The organism is Rhodoligotrophos defluvii (genome assembly GCF_005281615.1).
Taxonomy (GTDB): domain Bacteria; phylum Pseudomonadota; class Alphaproteobacteria; order Rhizobiales; family Im1; genus Rhodoligotrophos; species Rhodoligotrophos defluvii.
Genome location: NZ_SZZM01000001.1, coordinates 39874 through 57514, shown reverse-complemented (window position 1 = coordinate 57514; position 17641 = coordinate 39874). Strand labels below are relative to the sequence as shown.

At 63.6% G+C, this 17641-nt stretch carries 18 protein-coding genes and 1 tRNA gene; 8 read left to right on the top strand and 11 right to left on the bottom strand.

All coding sequences use genetic code 11. The features are described from left to right. The 3 genes from E4P09_RS00290 to E4P09_RS00280 all read right to left on the bottom strand — a co-directional run bounded on the left by E4P09_RS00290 (position 1) and on the right by E4P09_RS00280 (position 4427). Positions 1-1512: an aldehyde dehydrogenase gene (locus tag E4P09_RS00290; protein WP_137387608.1), complete on the bottom strand. Its 1512-nt coding sequence runs from the start codon at positions 1510-1512 to the stop codon at positions 1-3. After that, a complete protein-coding gene (locus E4P09_RS00285) occupies positions 1509-2537 on the bottom strand; it encodes a flavin reductase family protein (protein WP_137387607.1) in 1029 nt (342 codons plus the stop codon). Before E4P09_RS00285 ends, E4P09_RS00290 begins: the two co-directional genes overlap by 4 nt. 117 nt (positions 2538-2654) lie before the next feature. Continuing rightward, on the bottom strand, positions 2655-4427 hold the full coding sequence (locus E4P09_RS00280) for a helix-turn-helix domain-containing protein (protein WP_239024974.1): 1773 nt from the start codon (positions 4425-4427) through the stop codon (positions 2655-2657). Positions 4428-4598: 171 nt separating this feature from the next. Between E4P09_RS00280 and E4P09_RS00275 the strand changes: the two genes are divergently transcribed. Then, positions 4599-5180 carry an amino acid synthesis family protein gene (locus tag E4P09_RS00275; protein WP_137387606.1) on the top strand — a complete coding sequence of 194 codons (582 nt, stop codon included), beginning with the start codon at positions 4599-4601 and terminating at the stop codon, positions 5178-5180. 41 nt (positions 5181-5221) lie between these two features. Next, positions 5222-6067, top strand: a complete 846-nt coding sequence (locus E4P09_RS00270; protein WP_137387605.1) for a GGDEF domain-containing protein — start codon at positions 5222-5224, stop codon at positions 6065-6067. A 9-nt stretch (positions 6068-6076) separates the two neighbouring features. Here the strand turns inward: E4P09_RS00270 and sugE are convergent, their stop codons facing one another. Both sugE and E4P09_RS00260 read right to left on the bottom strand, forming a co-directional pair. Next, entirely contained in the window at positions 6077-6397 is a 321-nt protein-coding gene (gene sugE, locus E4P09_RS00265) for a quaternary ammonium compound efflux SMR transporter SugE (RefSeq protein WP_137387604.1), read from the bottom strand. Between the two features lie 135 nt (positions 6398-6532). Then, on the bottom strand, positions 6533-6973 hold the full coding sequence (locus E4P09_RS00260; RefSeq protein ID WP_137387603.1) for a DUF2934 domain-containing protein: 441 nt from the start codon (positions 6971-6973) through the stop codon (positions 6533-6535). A 431-nt stretch (positions 6974-7404) separates the two neighbouring features. Between E4P09_RS00260 and E4P09_RS00255 the strand changes: the two genes are divergently transcribed. Continuing rightward, on the top strand, positions 7405-7617 hold the full coding sequence (locus E4P09_RS00255; protein WP_137387602.1) for a hypothetical protein: 213 nt from the start codon (positions 7405-7407) through the stop codon (positions 7615-7617). 20 nt (positions 7618-7637) lie between these two features. Here E4P09_RS00255 and E4P09_RS00250 read toward each other — a convergent pair whose 3' ends face one another. The 4 genes from E4P09_RS00250 to cysQ all read right to left on the bottom strand — a co-directional run bounded on the left by E4P09_RS00250 (position 7638) and on the right by cysQ (position 11696). Continuing rightward, positions 7638-8714 (bottom strand): ROK family protein, encoded by a 1077-nt coding sequence (locus E4P09_RS00250; RefSeq protein ID WP_137387601.1) that lies wholly within the window; start codon positions 8712-8714, stop codon positions 7638-7640. Positions 8715-8782: 68 nt separating this feature from the next. Continuing rightward, positions 8783-9820, bottom strand: a complete 1038-nt coding sequence (locus E4P09_RS00245) for a hypothetical protein (protein ID WP_137387600.1) — start codon at positions 9818-9820, stop codon at positions 8783-8785. Positions 9821-10007: 187 nt separating this feature from the next. Continuing rightward, entirely contained in the window at positions 10008-10622 is a 615-nt protein-coding gene (locus E4P09_RS00240) for a DUF1134 domain-containing protein (RefSeq protein WP_205042051.1), read from the bottom strand. 246 nt (positions 10623-10868) lie between these two features. After that, positions 10869-11696: a 3'(2'),5'-bisphosphate nucleotidase CysQ gene (gene cysQ / locus E4P09_RS00235; protein ID WP_137387598.1), complete on the bottom strand. Its 828-nt coding sequence runs from the start codon at positions 11694-11696 to the stop codon at positions 10869-10871. A 219-nt stretch (positions 11697-11915) separates the two neighbouring features. Between cysQ and chpT the strand changes: the two genes are divergently transcribed. After that, positions 11916-12599, top strand: a complete 684-nt coding sequence (gene chpT / locus E4P09_RS00230; RefSeq protein WP_137387597.1) for a histidine phosphotransferase ChpT — start codon at positions 11916-11918, stop codon at positions 12597-12599. A gap of 186 nt (positions 12600-12785) precedes the next feature. Here the strand turns inward: chpT and ctrA are convergent, their stop codons facing one another. Then, the gene (ctrA, locus tag E4P09_RS00225; protein WP_137387596.1) at positions 12786-13493 is read right to left on the bottom strand and encodes a response regulator transcription factor CtrA; all 708 of its coding nucleotides are present in this window, start codon (positions 13491-13493) and stop codon (positions 12786-12788) included. A gap of 506 nt (positions 13494-13999) precedes the next feature. On the opposite strand from ctrA, the gene E4P09_RS00220 reads away from it, so the two are divergent. Next, positions 14000-14332, top strand: coding sequence for a flagellar export protein FliJ (locus tag E4P09_RS00220; protein WP_205041979.1), 333 nt, complete (start codon positions 14000-14002; stop codon positions 14330-14332). Between the two features lie 413 nt (positions 14333-14745). Here the strand turns inward: E4P09_RS00220 and sciP are convergent, their stop codons facing one another. After that, a complete protein-coding gene (gene sciP, locus E4P09_RS00215) occupies positions 14746-15021 on the bottom strand; it encodes a CtrA inhibitor SciP (RefSeq protein ID WP_137387594.1) in 276 nt (91 codons plus the stop codon). Between the two features lie 321 nt (positions 15022-15342). Here sciP and mnmA point away from each other — a divergent pair, with 321 nt between their 5' ends. The 3 genes from mnmA to E4P09_RS00200 all read left to right on the top strand — a co-directional run bounded on the left by mnmA (position 15343) and on the right by E4P09_RS00200 (position 17549). Beyond that, complete coding sequence (gene mnmA, locus E4P09_RS00210; protein WP_170984144.1) at positions 15343-16566, top strand: tRNA 2-thiouridine(34) synthase MnmA; 1224 nt, start codon at positions 15343-15345, stop codon at positions 16564-16566. A gap of 45 nt (positions 16567-16611) precedes the next feature. Further along, a complete protein-coding gene (locus E4P09_RS00205; RefSeq protein ID WP_338048969.1) occupies positions 16612-17337 on the top strand; it encodes a class I SAM-dependent methyltransferase in 726 nt (241 codons plus the stop codon). A 135-nt stretch (positions 17338-17472) separates the two neighbouring features. Beyond that, positions 17473-17549, top strand: a tRNA-Met gene (locus tag E4P09_RS00200). Positions 17550-17641: the final 92 nt, after the last annotated feature.

Sequence of the window (17641 nt, the reverse complement as noted above, 5' to 3'; positions counted from 1 at the left end):
TCAGCGCAGGCGGATGACGAACGGGTCCTGGGTGGCTCCGGAATAGTCGACGACGACGTTCTTGAGCCGCGAGAACTCGCGCATCACCTCGAAGCCGCCGCGCCGGCCATAGCCGCTTTCCTTGAAGCCGCCGGAGGGCGACATGAATGCCGCCGAGCGATAGGTGTTGATCCAGACGGTGCCGGCATCCACGTTGCGGGCGAAACGCATGGCCCGGTCGATGTCCCGGGTCCAGATGCCGGCGGCCAGTCCGTAACGGGTGTCGTTGGCCAGGCGGATGAGCTCGTCCTCGCCGCGGAACGGCATCACACCGACGACCGGTCCGAAGATCTCGTCGCGCATGAAGCGCATGTCGTTCTTGGCATCGACGAGAACCGTGGGCTCGTAATACCACCCGGCAGCAAGCTCTCCGTCTTGCGGCCGCCGGCCACCGGTGGCGATGGTTGCGCCATCGGCCACCCCGTACCCTACATAGGTCTCGACCTTCTCGAGCTGGGCCGCGAGGGCCAAAGGGCCGAGCTCGGTGTCCTCCTGGGCGGGGTGTCCGATCCGCACGCGACGGGCGCGATCGACCAGCCGCTCGACAAACGTGTCATAGATGCCGGCCTCGACGAAGCAGCGCGAGCCGGCGATACAGGTTTGGCCGCCGGCGGCGAACACGCCGGCCATCACCCCGTTCACCGCCCGATCGAGGTCTACGTCGTCGAACACAACATGCGGCGACTTGCCCCCCAGCTCCATCTGGCATGGCACCAGGTTGCCCGCGGCATTGGCGGCGATGCGGCGGCCCGTAGCGGTGCTGCCGGTGAACACGATCTTGGCGACCCCGGGATGGCGCGTGAGCGCCTCACCGGCGGTGCGGCCATGGCCGGTCACCACATTGACCACCCCGTCGGGGAACCCCGCCTCCTTGACCAGTTCGGCCAAGGCCAGGGTGGAGGCCGACGTGTGTTCGGAGGGCTTGATCACCACCGTATTGCCAATGGCCAGGCAAGGCGCCAGCGTACCGGTCAGCAGCATCAGCGGCGAATTCCACGGCGTGATCATGCCGACCACGCCGATCGGCTCGCGCAGGGTGAAATTCAGCATGTCGAGCTTGTTCACCGGGATGGTGTCGCCCTGCAGCTTGTCCGCCATTCCCGCAAAATAATGATAGGCGTCCGGCATGGCCTTGAGCTGCGCCTGCATCTCGCGCAGCAACTTGCCGTTGTCGCGCATTTCCATCAGCGCAAGCGCGTCCGCCTCCCGCGCCACCAGCTCCGCCAGCCGGCGCACCAGCCGGCCACGATCGGTCTGCGTGATGCGCCGCCAGGCCGGGTCCATGGAGGCAGCCTGTGCCACGCGCACCGCCGCATCTATATCGGCCGCATCGCCGTCTGCGGCCTCGTACCAGGGGGCGCCGGTGGTCGGATCGAAACTCTGCAGATACTGTCCGGAATGTGGAGCAGTGCGCCGTCCGCCAATGAAATGGTCGAGGCGTCTCCCCTCGATCGAAGCCACGGTCAAGGTCATGACGTCGGGGTGCCCTCCGTCTCGGCGATCGACTCGGCCACGAAGTCGGGTGCGCGCCACGGCCGCGACGAGCCATCGATCATGGCAAGCCGCCCGCCATCGCTGGAATCGATATAGACGCTGAACCGGCCCTCCCGGCGCTCGGCCAAGTAGCGGCGCAGCATGCCGCGGATCTCCGTCAGGGGCAGCCGATCCCAGGGCAGGTCGAGCGGGCCGAAGAAGCGATATCCGGGAGGCAGTTGGGTCTCCGCCTCCCCCGAAGCGGCCAGCCTCGTGCGGTAGATGATGTAGCCCGGCTCGCGCTCGCCCACGTCGAACACGGAATAGAGAAACGTTTCCTCCGGGCGCAGCGCCAAAGTCCTGCTGTCGTCGAGCTGCAGGACGGCGCCCGCGCGGCGGTGCCGCGCCACCGGCAGCATGAGGCGGCCCTCGCCATCCTCGCGCAGCAGGACCTTGCCCTCGTGCTCGATGAGGTAGCCCACCAGCATAGTGTGAGACGGTGATCCGCCCTGCCGCAGTGTGGGATCGACCGACATGTAGCGGCCGCTATAGAAGCCCAGCGGCATGGCCGGCCGGGTCTCGAACGCATGGATGCGGCCGATGAGGATCATGTGATCGCCCGCATCGATCCGCTCATGAACCGTGCAGTCGAACCAGGTCAGGCAGTCCTTGAGAATGGGCGCGCCGGTATGCACGGGGCCGTGGCCCACCCCAGCGAACTTGTCGGTCACCTTCGAGGCGAACAGGGACGAGATATCCTTCTGGCCCTCGTGGAGGAGGTTCACGCCGAACACGGTTGCCTTGCGGAATGCCGGATAGCTCGACGCGCTCTTGCCGACGCAGACCAGCAGCAGCGGCGGGTCGAGCGAGACGGAGGTGAAGGAATTCGCGGTCATTCCGCGCGGGCTCCCGTCGTCACCCCAGGTGGTGATGATGGTGATCCCGGTCACATAGGAGCCGAAGGCCCGGCGAAGCTCGCGCGGATCAAGCTCCGGCTGATAGTTCTGCGCGGTTGCGGACGTCACCTTGCCTCTCCATCGCTTTGGAGGAGGCTAGACCGTCCTTGCCCGGTATTCTTCCTTCACTCTGCAGGAGAGAGTGCCGCGTGCTGTCCTATGGCACGGAGCATGTGCGATGCAGCGTTAACAGCCCGGACCGTCCGCGAGGCTGGCATTCAGGCGGATGGCGAGCTCCAGGGTAAAGCGGCGCTCAGGCGTGTCCATCTCGACGCCGAAGAGGTCATGAATGCGCGACAGCCGGTACCGCAGCGTGGTGACGTGCAGCCCCATGGCATCGGCGCAGGCCTGGCTGCGGCAGCCCTGGTTGAGGAACTCGGTCAGGGTTTCGATATAGGCGGTACCGTGCTCGCGGTCATGGGCGAGGATTTGGCCTATGGTGCTCTCGATAAAGGCGCGGATTTCCTGGGTGTCCGCGGCCGAGAGCAGCACCGGGAACGGCCCGAAGTCCTTCGAGGTGAGTGCACCGTGCCTGTTGAGCCGGCGGGCAAGTCGAACCAGCCTGGTACATTCCTCCCAGGCTGCCGGGTGGCCTTCGACACCGCGGAAAGGCTTACTCATCACCACGGCGGGCGCTTCGTCCAGTATCCAGCGCGCTTCCTCGAGGATCTTGCGCATCAGCACGCGGGTCTTCTCCTCGGCTTTCGCATCCTCTCCCGGCACGCGGCAGACGATCATGCCGTCCAGCGCGGCGACACCGACGCCGCTATCCTGCTGATGGGCGATACGCGCGATGGACCGGTGCAACTCAAGCGAGGCTATGCCGCTCTCCTTGTCCGCGCCCGTGGCGTCGATCGCGATCAGCCGCGCCGGCTCGCTGAGATCGATACCAAGCCGCCGCGCTCGCGCCGTGACGTCCTCGGCATTCCGCCAGCGGGCTTCGAAGATCTCTGCGAACAAGTCGCTGAGCCCGCGGGACTCGCTGCTGAAGCGGATGTGGCTGCGCATCATCTGCACGCTGAGCGCAAATTTGGCGCTATCGAGCAGCAGGTGGTCAAGATCGCTGAAATCGGCCATACGCGGGAACACGAACAGCGCGCCCACCGTGTTGCCGTCCACGATCAGCGGCTCGATCATGGCCGAGAGCCGGATCGGTTTGCTGCCGATGACCAGGTCGAGATCGGTGATCTCCCCAGGCCGGGTGGTCCCCGCGTTGCGCGCCGCGCGCATGAACTGCCGGCCGAGGCTGCCGTGAACGGCCGCTTGCCACGCGGCATCGTCGCACAGATCGGTGCGCGGCGATCGCTCCGCCACCACCAGGTTGGCGGTTAGGTCGACCACAACGATGGGGTTCAGCAGGAGCTTGCCGATCATCGAGGTGGCTGACGTGACGGACCCATCCGACAGCACTCGCTGCATCAGCGAGGAATGGGCGCTCAACGTGCTCTGCAACCGCTCGGCGAAGGCCTGCTCGGCCCGCAGACGCTTCGCTTTGTCGATGGCGATCGCCCCGAGATGCATGATCGTTTCGAGGAACGCGAGCTCGTTCTCGGTGACATTGACCACCTGCATCGACTGCAGCGACATCACCATGACCCGCCCCTGCAGATCACGGCAGTTCATCGGCATCACCACCACGGTGCGATAGCCGCGCTCGATTGCTTCCTGACGGTAACCGGGAAATTCTTCGGAGATCTGAGCATCGGGAATGATCACCGGCTGGTTCCGGGTGAGCGCGATCAGCGCGGGGCTGGTGGTCAGCGCCCAGCGATCCTCCAGCGCATTCTCCAGGAGATCGGGATTGTGGCGGGCAATGACATGGGCATAGCCGCTGTGCTGGTCGACGCTCATGACGCCGCCCATGGACCAATGGGCGTGGTGGCATGCCGCATAGACGAGGTGGTGCAATATCGTATCGATATCGCCGCTCGAATTGATCAGACTAGCAACATCGCGCAACGATCGGAACTGCGATCGGTCGACAATGGTAACTGGAATACTGTCAGGTCGCACTTTTTCTCGATTTCTTGGATAGATCGGGCTCATAATTCCTCCGGATCGGAGGAAGAGTCCATCGCGATTTGCGAGTAGCGTCCCGCCCGCCTGCTCATTTTCGCGTGAGACCTGACGATGAAGCCCGAGATCCGCAAGATCGTGTGCCAGACGGAAGAGACCTTCATCGAGGGCGGCAAAGCAGGCGCGCGGCCCATCACCATGGCCGTGGCAGCGGCCGTGCTGCGCAATCCCTGGGCAGGGCGTGGCTTCGTCGAAGACCTCAGACCCGAGATTTTGGCTTTGGCGCCGGTGCTCGGCGAGGACCTGGTGAGCCGTCTGCTCAAGCGCTTGCCGGCGGACCAGATCGAGGCCTATGGCAAGGCAGCGGTGGTCGGCACCAATGGCGAGATCGAGCACGGCTCGGCCCTGATCCACACCTTGCGCTTCGGCAATCTGTTCCGCAATGCGGTCGGCGGCACCACCTATTTGAGCTTCACCAACACCCGCGCGGCCGCCGGCGTGCTGGTTTCGCTGCCCATGACCCACAAGACGGTCACCGGCACACGGTCCCATTTCATCACCGCAACCTTCTCGATCGCGGATGCCCCAGCGCCCGACGAAGTGCTGATCGCGATCGGCGCCTCCGATGGCGGCCGTATGCATCCGCGTATCGGCGATCGCTTCCAGGACATGAAGGAGATGGAAGCAGCCGGCTAGTTCGTGTAAAAGCTGCGGCTCTGTTCCAGAAGGATCGATCGATGGACCTGCAAGGGGCGGTACGGCGTGCAGCCATGTACTGGGAATGGATTATCCGGCCCTCGGTGAAGAGCCGGAGCGATCTGCGCCGTTACGTGGTGGGCATGACCTCGATTGCCATTGTTGGCGCGCTCGTGATGGACATCTCGGTCCACCTGCTGTTCTTCACCACCTGGACGGCAGCCATCCTCTCCTGGGTGGTCACGGTCGCTACGGCCGCCGGCATTGCGATTCCGATCCTGTTTCTCATCGGCAAGGCTCACCTCGAGCTGTGGCAGGCGAAATGCCGTGTGGACGAGCTGAGCCGAACCGACCCGCTGACCGGCTTGCTCAATCGCCGCTGCTTCTTCGAGGAGCAGCAGGGCCCCCCGGCCACGAAGGCTGGAATGGCGCTAGCCATCGTCGATATCGATCATTTCAAACTCATCAACGACACCTATGGCCACCGTGCGGGCGACCAGGTGCTGCGGACCGTAGCCCAGATCATGGCTGCCGAGCTTGAGGACTGGGGCAAGCTGTGCCGGCTGGGTGGCGAGGAATTTGCGCTTCTGACGACCGACGTCCCGCCAGACCTGTTGGTGCGGCGGCTGTCGCGCGTGTGCAAGCGTCTGGGCTCCATTCCGATCCTGTCGGAAGGCCGTGCCATCAAGCTGACGGTATCGATCGGTGCGGCCATCCGCTTGTACCGGTCGATGGAAGAGCTGTACGCGGAAGCCGACAAGGCGCTGTACCAGGCGAAGGCATCGGGCCGCGACCGCGTGTGCCTGTCGGGCGATCTGAACGCCTTGCTGCCGCCGGAGTTGCTGGAGGCGCGCCTCACGCTGACAGCGGGCTCGGGCCGCTCCTGACTCACCTTTTCAGCTGTCCGCGCTGATCTTGAGGCCCACAATGCCGGCGAGGATCAGCCCGGCGCTAGCCAGCCGCAACAAGCTGGCTTCCTCTCCCAGCACGATGACCCCGACGATGAAGGCGCCGATAGCGCCGATACCGGTCCAGGTAGCATATGCGGTGCCCAGGGGCAGGGACCGCATGGCGATGGCCAGCAACCCGAAGCTGATCACCATGGTAATGAGGGTGACGGTCGTCTGCAGAGGCTTGGTGAAGCCTTCGGATGCCTTCATCGAAAAGGCCCAGACCACTTCGAACAGTCCGGCGACGACCAGGTAAACCCAAGCCATGATGTCCTCGTGCTGATCCGGCCGAAGGCTCGGGCAAGCAGGCGCGGAAAGGCAATGCGCGTCGACCACGCTCAAATCGTCGCTGATAGTGCCATCCGGTGCATCGCGCAAGGGGCGTGCTGCACCGCGGCGGCATCAGCCTCCTGACGGAGGTTGCGTGGATCTGCGGCTGTTACGGCCGCTGGGTTTCTCAGGAGCCGCGCCGGCCGCGGCCGGCTTGGCCTTGCCTCGCGAGCTCGAACCTTTGGCCGCGGATGGCGCGGTGTTCGCGGGGCTGGCTTCTGCGGGGCTGGCCTTCCGCTTGGTTGTCGCCGGAGTAGCCTTGGCCTTCGCGCTCACATCGGGTCTCTTGGTTGCGGGCCGGGCGGCGCCTGACCGGCCGGTTGCGGCGCTTGCCTCCTCGCCAGGCGACTTGCTGGGCCTGCGGGTGGCGCTCCGTGCGCCGGCATGGCCCATGACCTCGTTTTCGGCCTGGAGCCAGTGCTCCCTGTCCCGGTTGTGGGGGCGGCCTTCCGCTTCCCAGATCGCGTAGGCACGTTGTCTGATCTTCTCTTGCCGATCCCTGTCGCGTGTCATGATGCCTTCACCCTCCGAAGCGCCTGCCGCCGGCGGTCGTGACCGCCCGAGAGCACACCGCGGCACCTGTCGTCAGCCATGATTTGACGGCCCGCCAGTGCCTGTCAACGTCTCCCGCTTTGCGAGAAACGAGGTGAGGGGCACAAGCGTTCCGGCGCTCTCGATCCGCCATCGCAGCAAAGCACCGATATGCTTTCGCGAGGATTTCTGGTTTCGTTTTGTGCGGCGCATTCAGATTATCTGGTTAATTTTTATGCAAAGACGAGCGGCTTTTGGCGAATTGATCTACAAGCCGTGACAATTTCAACACTATTTGGAAAGGCATGCGTATTGTGCATGGCACCATTGCTGCGATTCCATAATGCTGCATTGCAACATCTAGCCTATATAGGGAGCAGTAAATGTGAGATCGGACACCGAGGACGAGACCGATGAAATCAGCAGCTTCAACCGCTTTTCCCGTTTCTCGCGAAAGGGAAAAGTCTGCGGCGCTCAGGTTCTTGCGCCGCGTGTATCAAGCGATCCTGACCAGCCGCCAGCGCCAGGCGGATCGTGAAATCGCGCGCATGCTTCACCTCAATGGCGACGTGTTGACGGACAGCGCCGAGCGTGAAATCGAGCGGCGCTTCAAGCTCGGTGCGTAACGGAGGTCTCGGCGCGCAGCTCAATCCTTCTCGCCGTTGGCCTCCTTTGTCGTGAATGCGGCATTTCCCAGGCCCGTTCCCATGGTCAGCACGCCCCAGTGCTTGGCATCGCGCAGGAACGGGGCCTGGCTTAGCCCCTGGATTACCGCGTCATTGTGCATGATGACATAGGGCGGGTGCTCGCCGATGGTGGGAATGGCCGCCTGGACGATCTCGGGTAGGTTGAAGCGGCCCGCTTCCCAATTGCCGGGCAGGTTCTGTCCGCCCCGCTCGATCCTTCCTTCCGGCGTGATCACGCCCGGACAGCCGATGCCGATGACCGGCGCCAATTTCTGTTTCTCCCGCTCGGCCAGCTTGATCAGCGACTTCAGCATGGCGATCATGCGGTCCACAGCCTCGTCCCGGCTCGGATCGTCATTTGCATGCCGCCAAAGCTCCAGATGGTGCACCTTGGCCTCCGAAAGATCCGCGGCTTTCTTCCGGTTCAGGGTCACGAGCCCGCAACGGATGTTGGAGCCGCCCACGTCGACCGCCAATATGCTGTCGAACCCCTCGAACATCCAGCGCGGCGCAAGCTGAACGGCCCCGATCAGCCCCGCCTTGTCCGGGTGCTGGGCGATCGGCATGAGATCGACCGGTTCGCCTTCGCTCTGCAGGATCATGGCGGCGCGCCCGATGATGAGCTCCCCGACCCGGCTCTGGCGCAGCCCGCCACCCACCACGATCGCAGTGACTTTGCGCCAGTCCTTCCGGCGCCGGAACCGACGCACCACATGGGCCAGGTTTTCGCCGAACTCGGATATCGTGCCGATAATGATGCTCGCGGCCTTCGGGTCCCCCTCGGTCACCATCTTGTCGAGCGTCTTCTTGCTCAAGGCGATGCTCGGCTCGTCCCCTAGCGGGTCCTTGCCGTGCTTGGCGATCGCCCGGCGCGCCTCGTCGAGCTGGGCGCGAAATGCCCGTCCGCTCACGTGATCGCCAATGAACGCATCCCCGTCCTTGATCTCGAGATTATAGCTCTCGACAGTTACGGCAGGCAGGTCCAGAGCACCGTGGACTGCCGGACCGCCAGATCTCTTCGCCTTCGACGCCTCCAAGGCCTACCGCCCTCCATCCGCGACCCACAAAACGCCACAGGCGATGAATGGTTGCTTCGAGAGAGGCGCTATTGAACCAGCTTGGCGACGTTGGAGTCCCGGGCGGCGGGGGCCGCCCCGCGGCCCGACCGGCGCTTCTTGGCCGCACGCAGTTTGCCGAGCGGGTTGCGGCCCTCAGCTGCCACGGCATCTTCGAGCTTTGGCTCGGAAGCGTCGACGCTATCCGCGGGGGCCGCCCCGTTCTTTTCGCGTGCGGCGGCATTGGGCAGCGGCGAAAGGGGCTCCGTTGCAGAGGATTCTGCCTTGGCTTCCCCTGACCCGGTCAACTCCGCACCATGAGGCTCCCGGCCCGCAGCGGCCTCGGCGCTCTGCTCGCCATTTGCGGTCTTCTTCGCCGCGATGGGCTTGCCTTGCACCCCATGCTCCTCCGGTTCTTCCCGAAGCGAGAGGATTGCAGGCACCACGTCGGGCTTTTGATCACTCGGCCCGGTGGGAAGATGATGAGGCTCGCCGCTGCCGTTCGCCTTCGCGAAGGGAAGGACCGCCGCCGAGGCGGCCGGCACGTCCCCAGCCGAGGCGGCCGGCACGTCTGCCAGCTTTTGCTCCAGCTGGTCGATCTGCCTGTCGCGGTCTCGGATCGTCTCGTGTGCGGCTTCAAGTTCCCGAGACAGCCGCTGGATCTGATCCAGGTATTCCCGCGCGCTCCGCTGCAGCGCCTGTAGGGCGGCGGTACGTTCCGCGAGCTCTTCTTCAAGCGGGCTGCGGCCGGCGCGCAGCTTGGTAATCTGGTCTTCCCGCTGGCGAAGCTCCTGCGTGAGCGTCTCGATCTGTGCCCGCGCATCCGCAAAATCGCGATGCCGCTCATGGAGCAGCAACTTGTAGTCTTGGATGCGCATCTCGTGCCGCCGAACCAGCATGGCATTCTCGGCGCGCAGCCTGGCCCGATCCGCCCGCAGCTCTTCGCTGGTGGTCGGAAACTGCTGCTGAACCCGGCGCCGCCCCACCCGCTCGCCGTGATGCCAGACGAGGCGCAGCATGAACAGCGCGATGAGGCTTGCGAGGACAAACCCCAGAGCGATCAACATGATCGACTCGAGATAGACCATCAAGATCTGCGCTCTCTTTCCCGGCTCACGAGCGTTCCGTCGGCTGACGGAGACAGCTCGGGCATTGAGATTTCCGCTCTCGTCGCGAACTCGCCGGCAGCAATTAAACCCCTATGCACGTCCAGGCAAGCTTATCGCGTCGAACCCGTTATGAGAATGCTGCTCTCGTTCACATTACGCACGCACATCAGAACGGGTTCCACGTGGGCTCAGGCGTGTACTTGAGATAGCCCACATTGGCACCCAGCCGCGCGCCCACCCCGGTGCGGATCGGCGCAAGGCGGATGTTCTGGTTTTGCTGGTAGTTCACGCCGAAGCCGCCGATGATGTAGGCAGATCCCTCAACGCCGATGAACCGGTTGTAGATCTGGTTCGGCGAGGCGATGTTGTACACCAGCGTCATCACGCGCGACCCATTGCCGCCGAAATCGAAACCAATCGACGGCCCCTGCCAGTAGACCTTGTAGCTGCCGCCGTTCTTGAAATACATCGTGCCTTCGCCATAGCGCAGCCCGCCGAAGAAGGCCCCGGCCGCCTCCTGGCCAACGATATAGGCGGCGGGTTGGCCGGAATCGGCGAAGACACGTTCGATCACGTCGGCGAACCCTGCCGTGGTGGTGCCAAAGAACTGGTGCCCGGCATCAATGATTTCCCGGGAGCTGTAGTGCTGGCCTGCAGGATTTTGCCCTGCGGTCTGCGAGATGGCCGGGGCCGGGGTCACCGCCGCGGCCAAAAGGCCGAGCACAACCCCATAGAACGCGGCCACGATGTTGGATCTAACGCTCTTGCGAAACGACTTCATCATGATGTTCCCACTCAGGCTCCAACTGCGCCTGCCTCCCCGGAACCGGCATCTCTGACCGATTGCCCGCGTTCAGCCCGGCTGCTGCAGTTCCCCCGACCCGGTCAACCGCCCACCTCCGTTGCCAGTCTGCCATCTCACGCGCCATATTCCCGACGTCTTTGGCGATGTTGAGACGCGAATGCTCCGCCGAGCCCCAGGCGGGCATCATTACCGAAGTGTAACTCCGGGGGGCCTTCCAAACCGTTAATTGATTGGAAAGGCTGGCCAGCCCCGGGCGATGAACCCCGGATTGGCAAAGCCCCGCTCCCGCTTGCCATAGGTCAAGGGCGCCCCGTCCACCGTGACGACCGATCCGCCTGCCGCCTCGAGCACCGCATGTCCTGCCGCTACGTCCCACTCCATGGTGCGGCCGAAGCGCGGATAAAGGTCCGCATCACCCGATGCGACAAGGCAGAATTTGAGAGATGACCCGGCCGAGACCAACCGGCTGACCGGCTGCTGCGCGAGGAACGCATCCGTCTCCGCATCGCGATGGCTCCGGCTTGCGACCACGGTCAGGCCCTGCGGGGGCCGTCCCCGGGTGTGGATGGGCCGCAGGTCTGCCCGATCGAGCGGCTCGTTCGCCGCGATTGCGGCTTGCCATGCGCCAGCGCCCGATTCCCCATAGCACAGCCACTGCGTTGCAGGCGCATAGACGACCCCAGCACGCGGGCGTCCGTGCTCGATCAGCGCGATGTTGACCGTGAACTCGCCGTTGCCGCTGATGAATTCCTTTGTGCCGTCAAGCGGATCCACCAGGATGAAACGGTCTCCGGTGTCGGGGCAGTGCCCGGCCGCCATGGCTTCTTCCGCAATCACCGGCAGTCCCGGGAGTGTCTCGGCCAGGCCGGCCAGAATAATGCGCTCGGCCGTTTCGTCGGCCTCCGTGACAGGGGATTGATCGGCTTTCACGGACACTTCGAGTCCGGCTTGGTAGATCGCCATGATCGCCCGGCCGGCCTCTAGCGCGAGCGGAACCAGTTGCGCGAAAAGCGGCAGATCGCGCGGAGAGGAGCAGGGTGCTGCAAACATGAACTGGTGGATCCCTTCGGATGACGTCCTCGTTGTCTCTAAAGCATTTTCCGGCGGAGCGGCACTGCTTGGCCGGGGAAAAGCGTGACGGTGCGAAAACGGCGGCATTGGTCAAGCATTGCCAGCAGGGGTGCCCGCTTGGGTTGGCATGAGGCAAGGTGCCGTGTATCAGGGGAAGCAGACGCAAGCCCTTGATTCTGACGCTCGGAAGGAAATGCGATGTCCGACAAGCCATTGCTGAGTGACCTGGACCTGGCGGCGCTCCTGTGCAGTCGGGTGTGTCACGACATCATTTCTCCGGTCGGGGCGATCACCAACGGGCTCGAAGTCCTCGATGACGAGGACGATGAGGCGATGAAGGAAATCGCGCTGGACCTCATCCGCCGCTCGGCCAAAACCGCCAGCGCCAAGCTTCGGTTCTGTCGCATGGCCTTCGGCGCGTCCGGCTCGGCCGGCGCCTATCTCGATCTAACGGAGGCGGAAGAGGTTGCCCGCGGCTTCATTGGCGAGGAGAAGGTGAAGCTCGCCTGGGATGCGCCACGGGAAACGCGGCCCAAGGCAGAAGCGAAGCTGCTGCTGAACCTGCTCATGGTGGCGCTCTTGGGCATTCCGCGGGGCGGCCAGGTGACGGTCCGGCTTGATGGCGACGAATTCGCGGCCATTGCGGAAGGGGAGGGCGCCAAGCTGCCGGAGAAGCCGCTGCGTCTGTTTCAAGGCGAAGTGCCGGTCGAGGAGATCGACCCCCGCCTCGTGCAGGTCTACTACGCCATGCGCATCGCGGAGGAGATCGGCTGCTCGCTCGACATGCGGCTCGAGGGCACGACCTTTATGGTCACAGCGCGCCCTGACCGCTCGCGGGATCGGGAGACCGTCGCCGACGCGAAGCTTGGAGCCGAGCCTTAGAGCGGGATGACTTGTCTTTGAATCGCCATCCCGCCTAATCCTTTGCTTGAGGATGATCTTTCCCGAAAGCCCGGTCCCCACTTTCGGGATCACGCCATGGGTTATAGGGGCGCCGGAAGAGCATCTGGCAGGCGAGCGCCCCCGCGCTCCCTGCCAGAATGCGATGCTCTGGTGTGCTGACGGCCGTCAGGCGGAAGCGCGCGTGTCGGCTTCGTCGTTCACCGGATCGCGAAGGACATAGCCGCGTCCCCACACCGTTTCGATGTGATGGCGGCCACCCGTTGCCGCTGCCAGTTTCTTGCGCAGCTTGCAGACGAACACGTCGATGATCTTCAGCTCCGGCTCGTCCATGCCGCCATAGAGATGGTTCAGGAACATCTCCTTGGTCAGCGTGGTTCCCTTGCGCAGGCTGAGCAGCTCCAGCATCTGGTATTCCTTGCCGGTCAGATGCACGCGCTGGCCGTTCACCTCCACGGTCTTGGTATCGAGGTTCACGCGCAGGTCGCCGGTCTGGATGACCGATTGCGCATGCCCCTTGGACCGCCGGACGACCGCGTGAATCCGCGCGACAAGCTCATCCTTGTGGAACGGCTTCGTCATGTAATCGTCAGCGCCGATCCCAAGTCCGCGAACCTTGTCTTCGATGCCTGCAAGGCCCGACAGGATCAAGATCGGAGTATTGACCCGGCTTACCCGCAAGGACTTGAGCACTTCGTAACCGCTCATGTCCGGCAGGTTGAGATCAAGCAAAATAATATCGTAGTCATACAATTTGCCGAGATCGACACCTTCCTCGCCGAGATCGGTGGTGTAGACGTTGAAGCCTTCCGACTTCAGCATCAGCTCGATGCTCTGCGCTGTTGCAGTATCGTCCTCGATCAGAAGGACTCTCATTCGATTCCCCTCTCAACCTTGCCCGAGACGGGTTGGCGCTCCGGATATCGTTCCAAAGCGCTTCTAACCTACCGGTTAACGCCGATGGTTAAGTTACGCGATAAGTGGTTAACAAAGTCTAAGGATGCCGGGAGCCACTGGGCGGTAGCAAAACTGCTCTCGAAGTGCATCACAAACTCCCGACTGGGCGGCCATTTATCTGCAAAGAAACCCGATTGAACGAGCCGCGGCGTCGCCGTCGATCCGGATGATTCGCAAATCTCCCCCGATTTACCGAGCCTTAAGCGCTCTGGATCAAGATCAAGATCGACCGAGACTCTTCTCCATACGCGATTCTCGCATTGAGATGAAGAGTATCTGGTGGGGGAGCACGAGGAGTACGCATCATCGGCGTCGCCGCCGGCTGGCTGCCGCGTGGCGAAGCCGATGAGTTTGTAACGGGGTATGAAATGCGTTCACGAGATGGGATTGTACGACTGCAGAGGTTTCGGGTCGAAGAGAAACGCGTGCAAGCCGCAGACCTCGAAATGATGATCGCGGATTTCGAGCGCAAGCAGCTGGAGCTGGCCTACCAGATCAAGGCGGAAGAAGAGCGCACAGGGGTCAGCGATCCCAACCATTTCAACTATCCCACAGCGGCGCGTGCGGCGATGATCCGCCGCGAGAACCTCAACAAGTCCATCGAGGATCTGCGTGAGCAGCTCAAGGAGGCCAAAGAGAGCCTCGACCAGGAGCTGGCGGAGCTGCGCAAGCTGGAACTGCTGATCGAGAAGGACGGCGACATGCGCCGTCAGCATGGTGGCCGCGAAGAGGCACGCCGGGTTGAATTGCGCCGTTGACCAAGGCCGCCGTTGAGCAAAACGACCCTTAGACCGCCGCCATCCGGTAAGCCGTCATCCGCTCATGACAGGGGCGGGCCTACCCAGTAGGACCCCACAGAGCGCCGCGCAGAACCGGCTTCCCAGATGACGGTGCCACGAAGCGAGCAACGCTTCGACAGCACCTTGGCAATGGCGGCCATGCCGCAAGCCTTCCCGCCTTGTCGGCGAGCCGATCTTTTCAGCAAATCAGCAGCTTGATCGAACGTTTGCACCTGTTCCATGAGGCGGGAGCAAATTCGGCGCGTCCGGCAAGGAGCGCGGTGATGATGTGACTTGGTCGAACCGCGCGCCCAAGAGTGGGGGCGGCCTCGCTATGGACTTTTCAATAAAGCAAGCGAGATTGACGGGTGGGGGAGCTGCGGCCCGCGAGGTCAGCCGCGATATTGCTGGATGCGTGTTGCCCGCAAGCCCGGCAGACCGTGGCGGTCGATGGATCGTTGCCAGCTCAGGAATTCCTCGACCGTGAGACGATAGCGGTTGCAGGCATCCTCGATGCTCAGAAGGCCGCCGCGAACGGCAGCCACGACCTCGGCTTTGCGCCGGATCACCCAACGTCGTGTATTCGGTGGCGGGAGATCCGCAATGGTGAGTGGACTGCCATCGGGTCCGATCACATAACTGACCCGCGAACGCATGGGACCAACCATTTACCAATACCTGCACACAACCACGACAACGGCGCGGCCTCTGTGGTGGCCGTCACCCCTCTGTAAAGGGACGGTAGATTGTCCTCTTTAAAAAAGGGCTAAAGATTAGCAAACAATTCGAAAACGGGCGTCGAATTCTGTTTCAGATCTGCACATGGAGCCCAAATATTAACGATTTCTTGCACGACCAGAACGCGCGGACTGCGCCAGGCGAGAAGGTGCGGCCCGATTTCTATATCCGCGACTATCGAGGTTGCAGCCTGGCCACGGCTCCGCCATATATCCGTGTATTTTGTTGGTAAGGCCCTAACCGGAGGCGGGATGGCGGACGGGTCACTGGTCGAGCATGCGACGCGAGCGGCTATGGCGGGCTTTGACCTGCCGAGCGGCGCTCGTGTCGTCGTGGCGATGTCCGGCGGTGTCGACAGTTCCGTCGTTGCCGCGCTCGCCAAGCATCTCGGGCTCGATGTGATCGGCATCACCCTGCAGCTCTATGATCATGGAGCGGCGGTGGGGCGGGCGCGCAGCTGCTGTGCGGGGCGCGATATACACGATGCGCGCGCCGTGGCGGACCGGCTCGGCATCCCGCACTATGTTCTCGACTACGAGGCGCGCTTCCGGGCGAGCGTCATGGAGGAGTTCGCCGACAGCTATCTGGCGGGAGAGACGCCGGTGCCCTGCATCCGCTGTAATCAGCAGGTGAAGTTCAGCGACCTGCTCGGCTTTGCGCGGGATCTCGGCGCGAGTGCCATGGCCACCGGCCATTACATCGCCAGCGCGGCGAGGACCGATGGCTCGGGCCGTCGCGATATGCTGACCGCGGTGGATGGCGAGCGTGATCAGAGCTACTTCCTCTTCACCACCGCCCAGGCGCAGCTCGATTTCCTGCGCTTTCCCTTGGGCGGCCTGCGCAAAGCCGAGGTGCGTGCCTTGGCCGAGCATTTCGGCCTGCCGGTGGCCGCAAAGCCGGACAGCCAGGACATCTGCTTCGTGCCCGACGGCCGCTATGTTTCCGTCATCGAGCGGCTCCGGCCGGAAGCCCTGCAGCCCGGCGACATCGTTCACGTGGATGGACGGATCCTCGGGCGCCACCAGGGGATTATCCACTACACGATCGGTCAGCGGCGCGGGCTCAATGTCTCTGGGGCTGAGCCGCTCTATGTCGTATCGCTCGACCGGGCGCGACAGACGGTCGTGGTCGGGCCGAGGGAGGCCCTGGCGTGCGACCGGCTTGCCCTCCGCGAGGTGAACTGGTTGGGAGACGAATCGCTGGAAGCGGCCTGTGCGGCGGAACGGCCCCTGTCGGTGCGCATTCGCTCGACCAGGCCTCCGGTGCCGGCGCGCCTGCGGATGCGCGACGGCAGGGTCGAGATTCGCTTGGAAGATGAGGAATTCGGCGTATCCCCAGGTCAAGCCTGTGTCTTTTACCAGCCTTTGGCTTCGAGCATGAGAATTCTCGGAGGAGGGTGGATCGAAGCCGCCGCAAAGGAAATTCTAGACAAATACGCCAAGTCGGGCAGAACTCGGGAGAGCGCGCCTGCGTGAGGTAAGCCGCATCCGGTGAGGAGCGGTGCAGAGAAGGAGCAGCCTTTGGTCGCGAACAAGTTGGTCGACATGAAGGAGGACGCTGTCCGCCGTGCTTATGCGCGCTGGGCGCCGATCTACGACCTGACCTTCGGTTTGATTGCGGATTATGGCCGTGCACGGACGGTTGATTTCATCAACCGGCGCAGCGGCCGGGTTCTCGAGGTTGGGGTCGGGACGGGCATTTCGCTGCCGCGCTACAAGCGCGACCTGAAAATAACCGGCGTTGACCTTTCGCCTGAGATGTTGGCCAGGGCGCAGGCGCGGGTGAAGGAAGAGGGTCTCGATAATGTGGAGGCGCTCCGCGAGATGGATGCGGCCGACCTCGCCTTCGAGGACGGCACCTTCGACGTCGTGGTGGCCATGTATGTGATGACGGTGGTGCCGGATCCCGAGAAGGTCATGCGCGAGCTCTCTCGCGTGTGCAAGCTGGGCGGCGAGGTCATCATCGTCAACCACTTCAGCCAGGAGCACGGGCTGCGCGGCCTCTTGGAAAGGGGCATGGCGCGCTTCGCCGAGGCGCTGGGCTGGCGGCCGGAATTTCCACTGAACACGATCCTGGTATGCGACGATCTGCGGCTGGTCGCCGAGCGGCCGCTGCAGCCTCTCGGGCTGTTCACCATGCTGCGCTTCGCCAAGACGGAGCCGGGTGCCGGCATGCTGATGCCGAAGTCTGGAATGAATGCCGTGCACGCTTCGGGCCGGGTGCAAGTAAGGGACGTGCCGGCCTGAGGGGGACGCCGCTCGACGCGCCAGCGGATGGCTGGCGGCGGCTGTCGCGGACAGCCAAGTTCGGCTCTTGTCTTGACTTGCGAGACGACGCCCCCTTATATCCACCGCGCGTGCGAGAAACCTGTCGCCCGCCGGGGCGGAGTAGCTCAGCTGGTTAGAGCAGCGGAATCATAATCCGCGTGTCGGGGGTTCAAGTCCCTCCTCCGCTACCACCATTGCAGTGTTTGGGAGTTCGCCCGGTTTTCTGCGAGGCAGGTTTAGCAGTTCTGCCAGTGCGCCGTTGACGGTCAGGTCAAATTTTCCA

Excerpts from the sequence above, each read along its gene's own strand:
- E4P09_RS00290 (WP_137387608.1), bottom strand. The coding sequence starts at position 1,512 with ATGACCTTGACCGTGGCTTCGATCGAGGGGAGACGCCTCGACCATTTC.
- E4P09_RS00275 (WP_137387606.1), top strand. The coding sequence starts at position 4,599 with ATGAAGCCCGAGATCCGCAAGATCGTGTGCCAGACGGAAGAGACCTTC.
- E4P09_RS00270 (WP_137387605.1), top strand. The coding sequence starts at position 5,222 with ATGGACCTGCAAGGGGCGGTACGGCGTGCAGCCATGTACTGGGAATGG.
- sugE (WP_137387604.1), bottom strand. The coding sequence starts at position 6,397 with ATGGCTTGGGTTTACCTGGTCGTCGCCGGACTGTTCGAAGTGGTCTGG.
- E4P09_RS00260 (WP_137387603.1), bottom strand. The coding sequence starts at position 6,973 with ATGACACGCGACAGGGATCGGCAAGAGAAGATCAGACAACGTGCCTAC.
- E4P09_RS00255 (WP_137387602.1), top strand. The coding sequence starts at position 7,405 with ATGAAATCAGCAGCTTCAACCGCTTTTCCCGTTTCTCGCGAAAGGGAA.
- E4P09_RS00245 (WP_137387600.1), bottom strand. The coding sequence starts at position 9,820 with ATGGTCTATCTCGAGTCGATCATGTTGATCGCTCTGGGGTTTGTCCTC.
- E4P09_RS00240 (WP_205042051.1), bottom strand. The coding sequence starts at position 10,622 with ATGAAGTCGTTTCGCAAGAGCGTTAGATCCAACATCGTGGCCGCGTTC.
- cysQ (WP_137387598.1), bottom strand. The coding sequence starts at position 11,696 with ATGTTTGCAGCACCCTGCTCCTCTCCGCGCGATCTGCCGCTTTTCGCG.
- chpT (WP_137387597.1), top strand. The coding sequence starts at position 11,916 with ATGTCCGACAAGCCATTGCTGAGTGACCTGGACCTGGCGGCGCTCCTG.
- ctrA (WP_137387596.1), bottom strand. The coding sequence starts at position 13,493 with ATGAGAGTCCTTCTGATCGAGGACGATACTGCAACAGCGCAGAGCATC.
- sciP (WP_137387594.1), bottom strand. The coding sequence starts at position 15,021 with ATGGTTGGTCCCATGCGTTCGCGGGTCAGTTATGTGATCGGACCCGAT.
- mnmA (WP_170984144.1), top strand. The coding sequence starts at position 15,343 with ATGGCGGACGGGTCACTGGTCGAGCATGCGACGCGAGCGGCTATGGCG.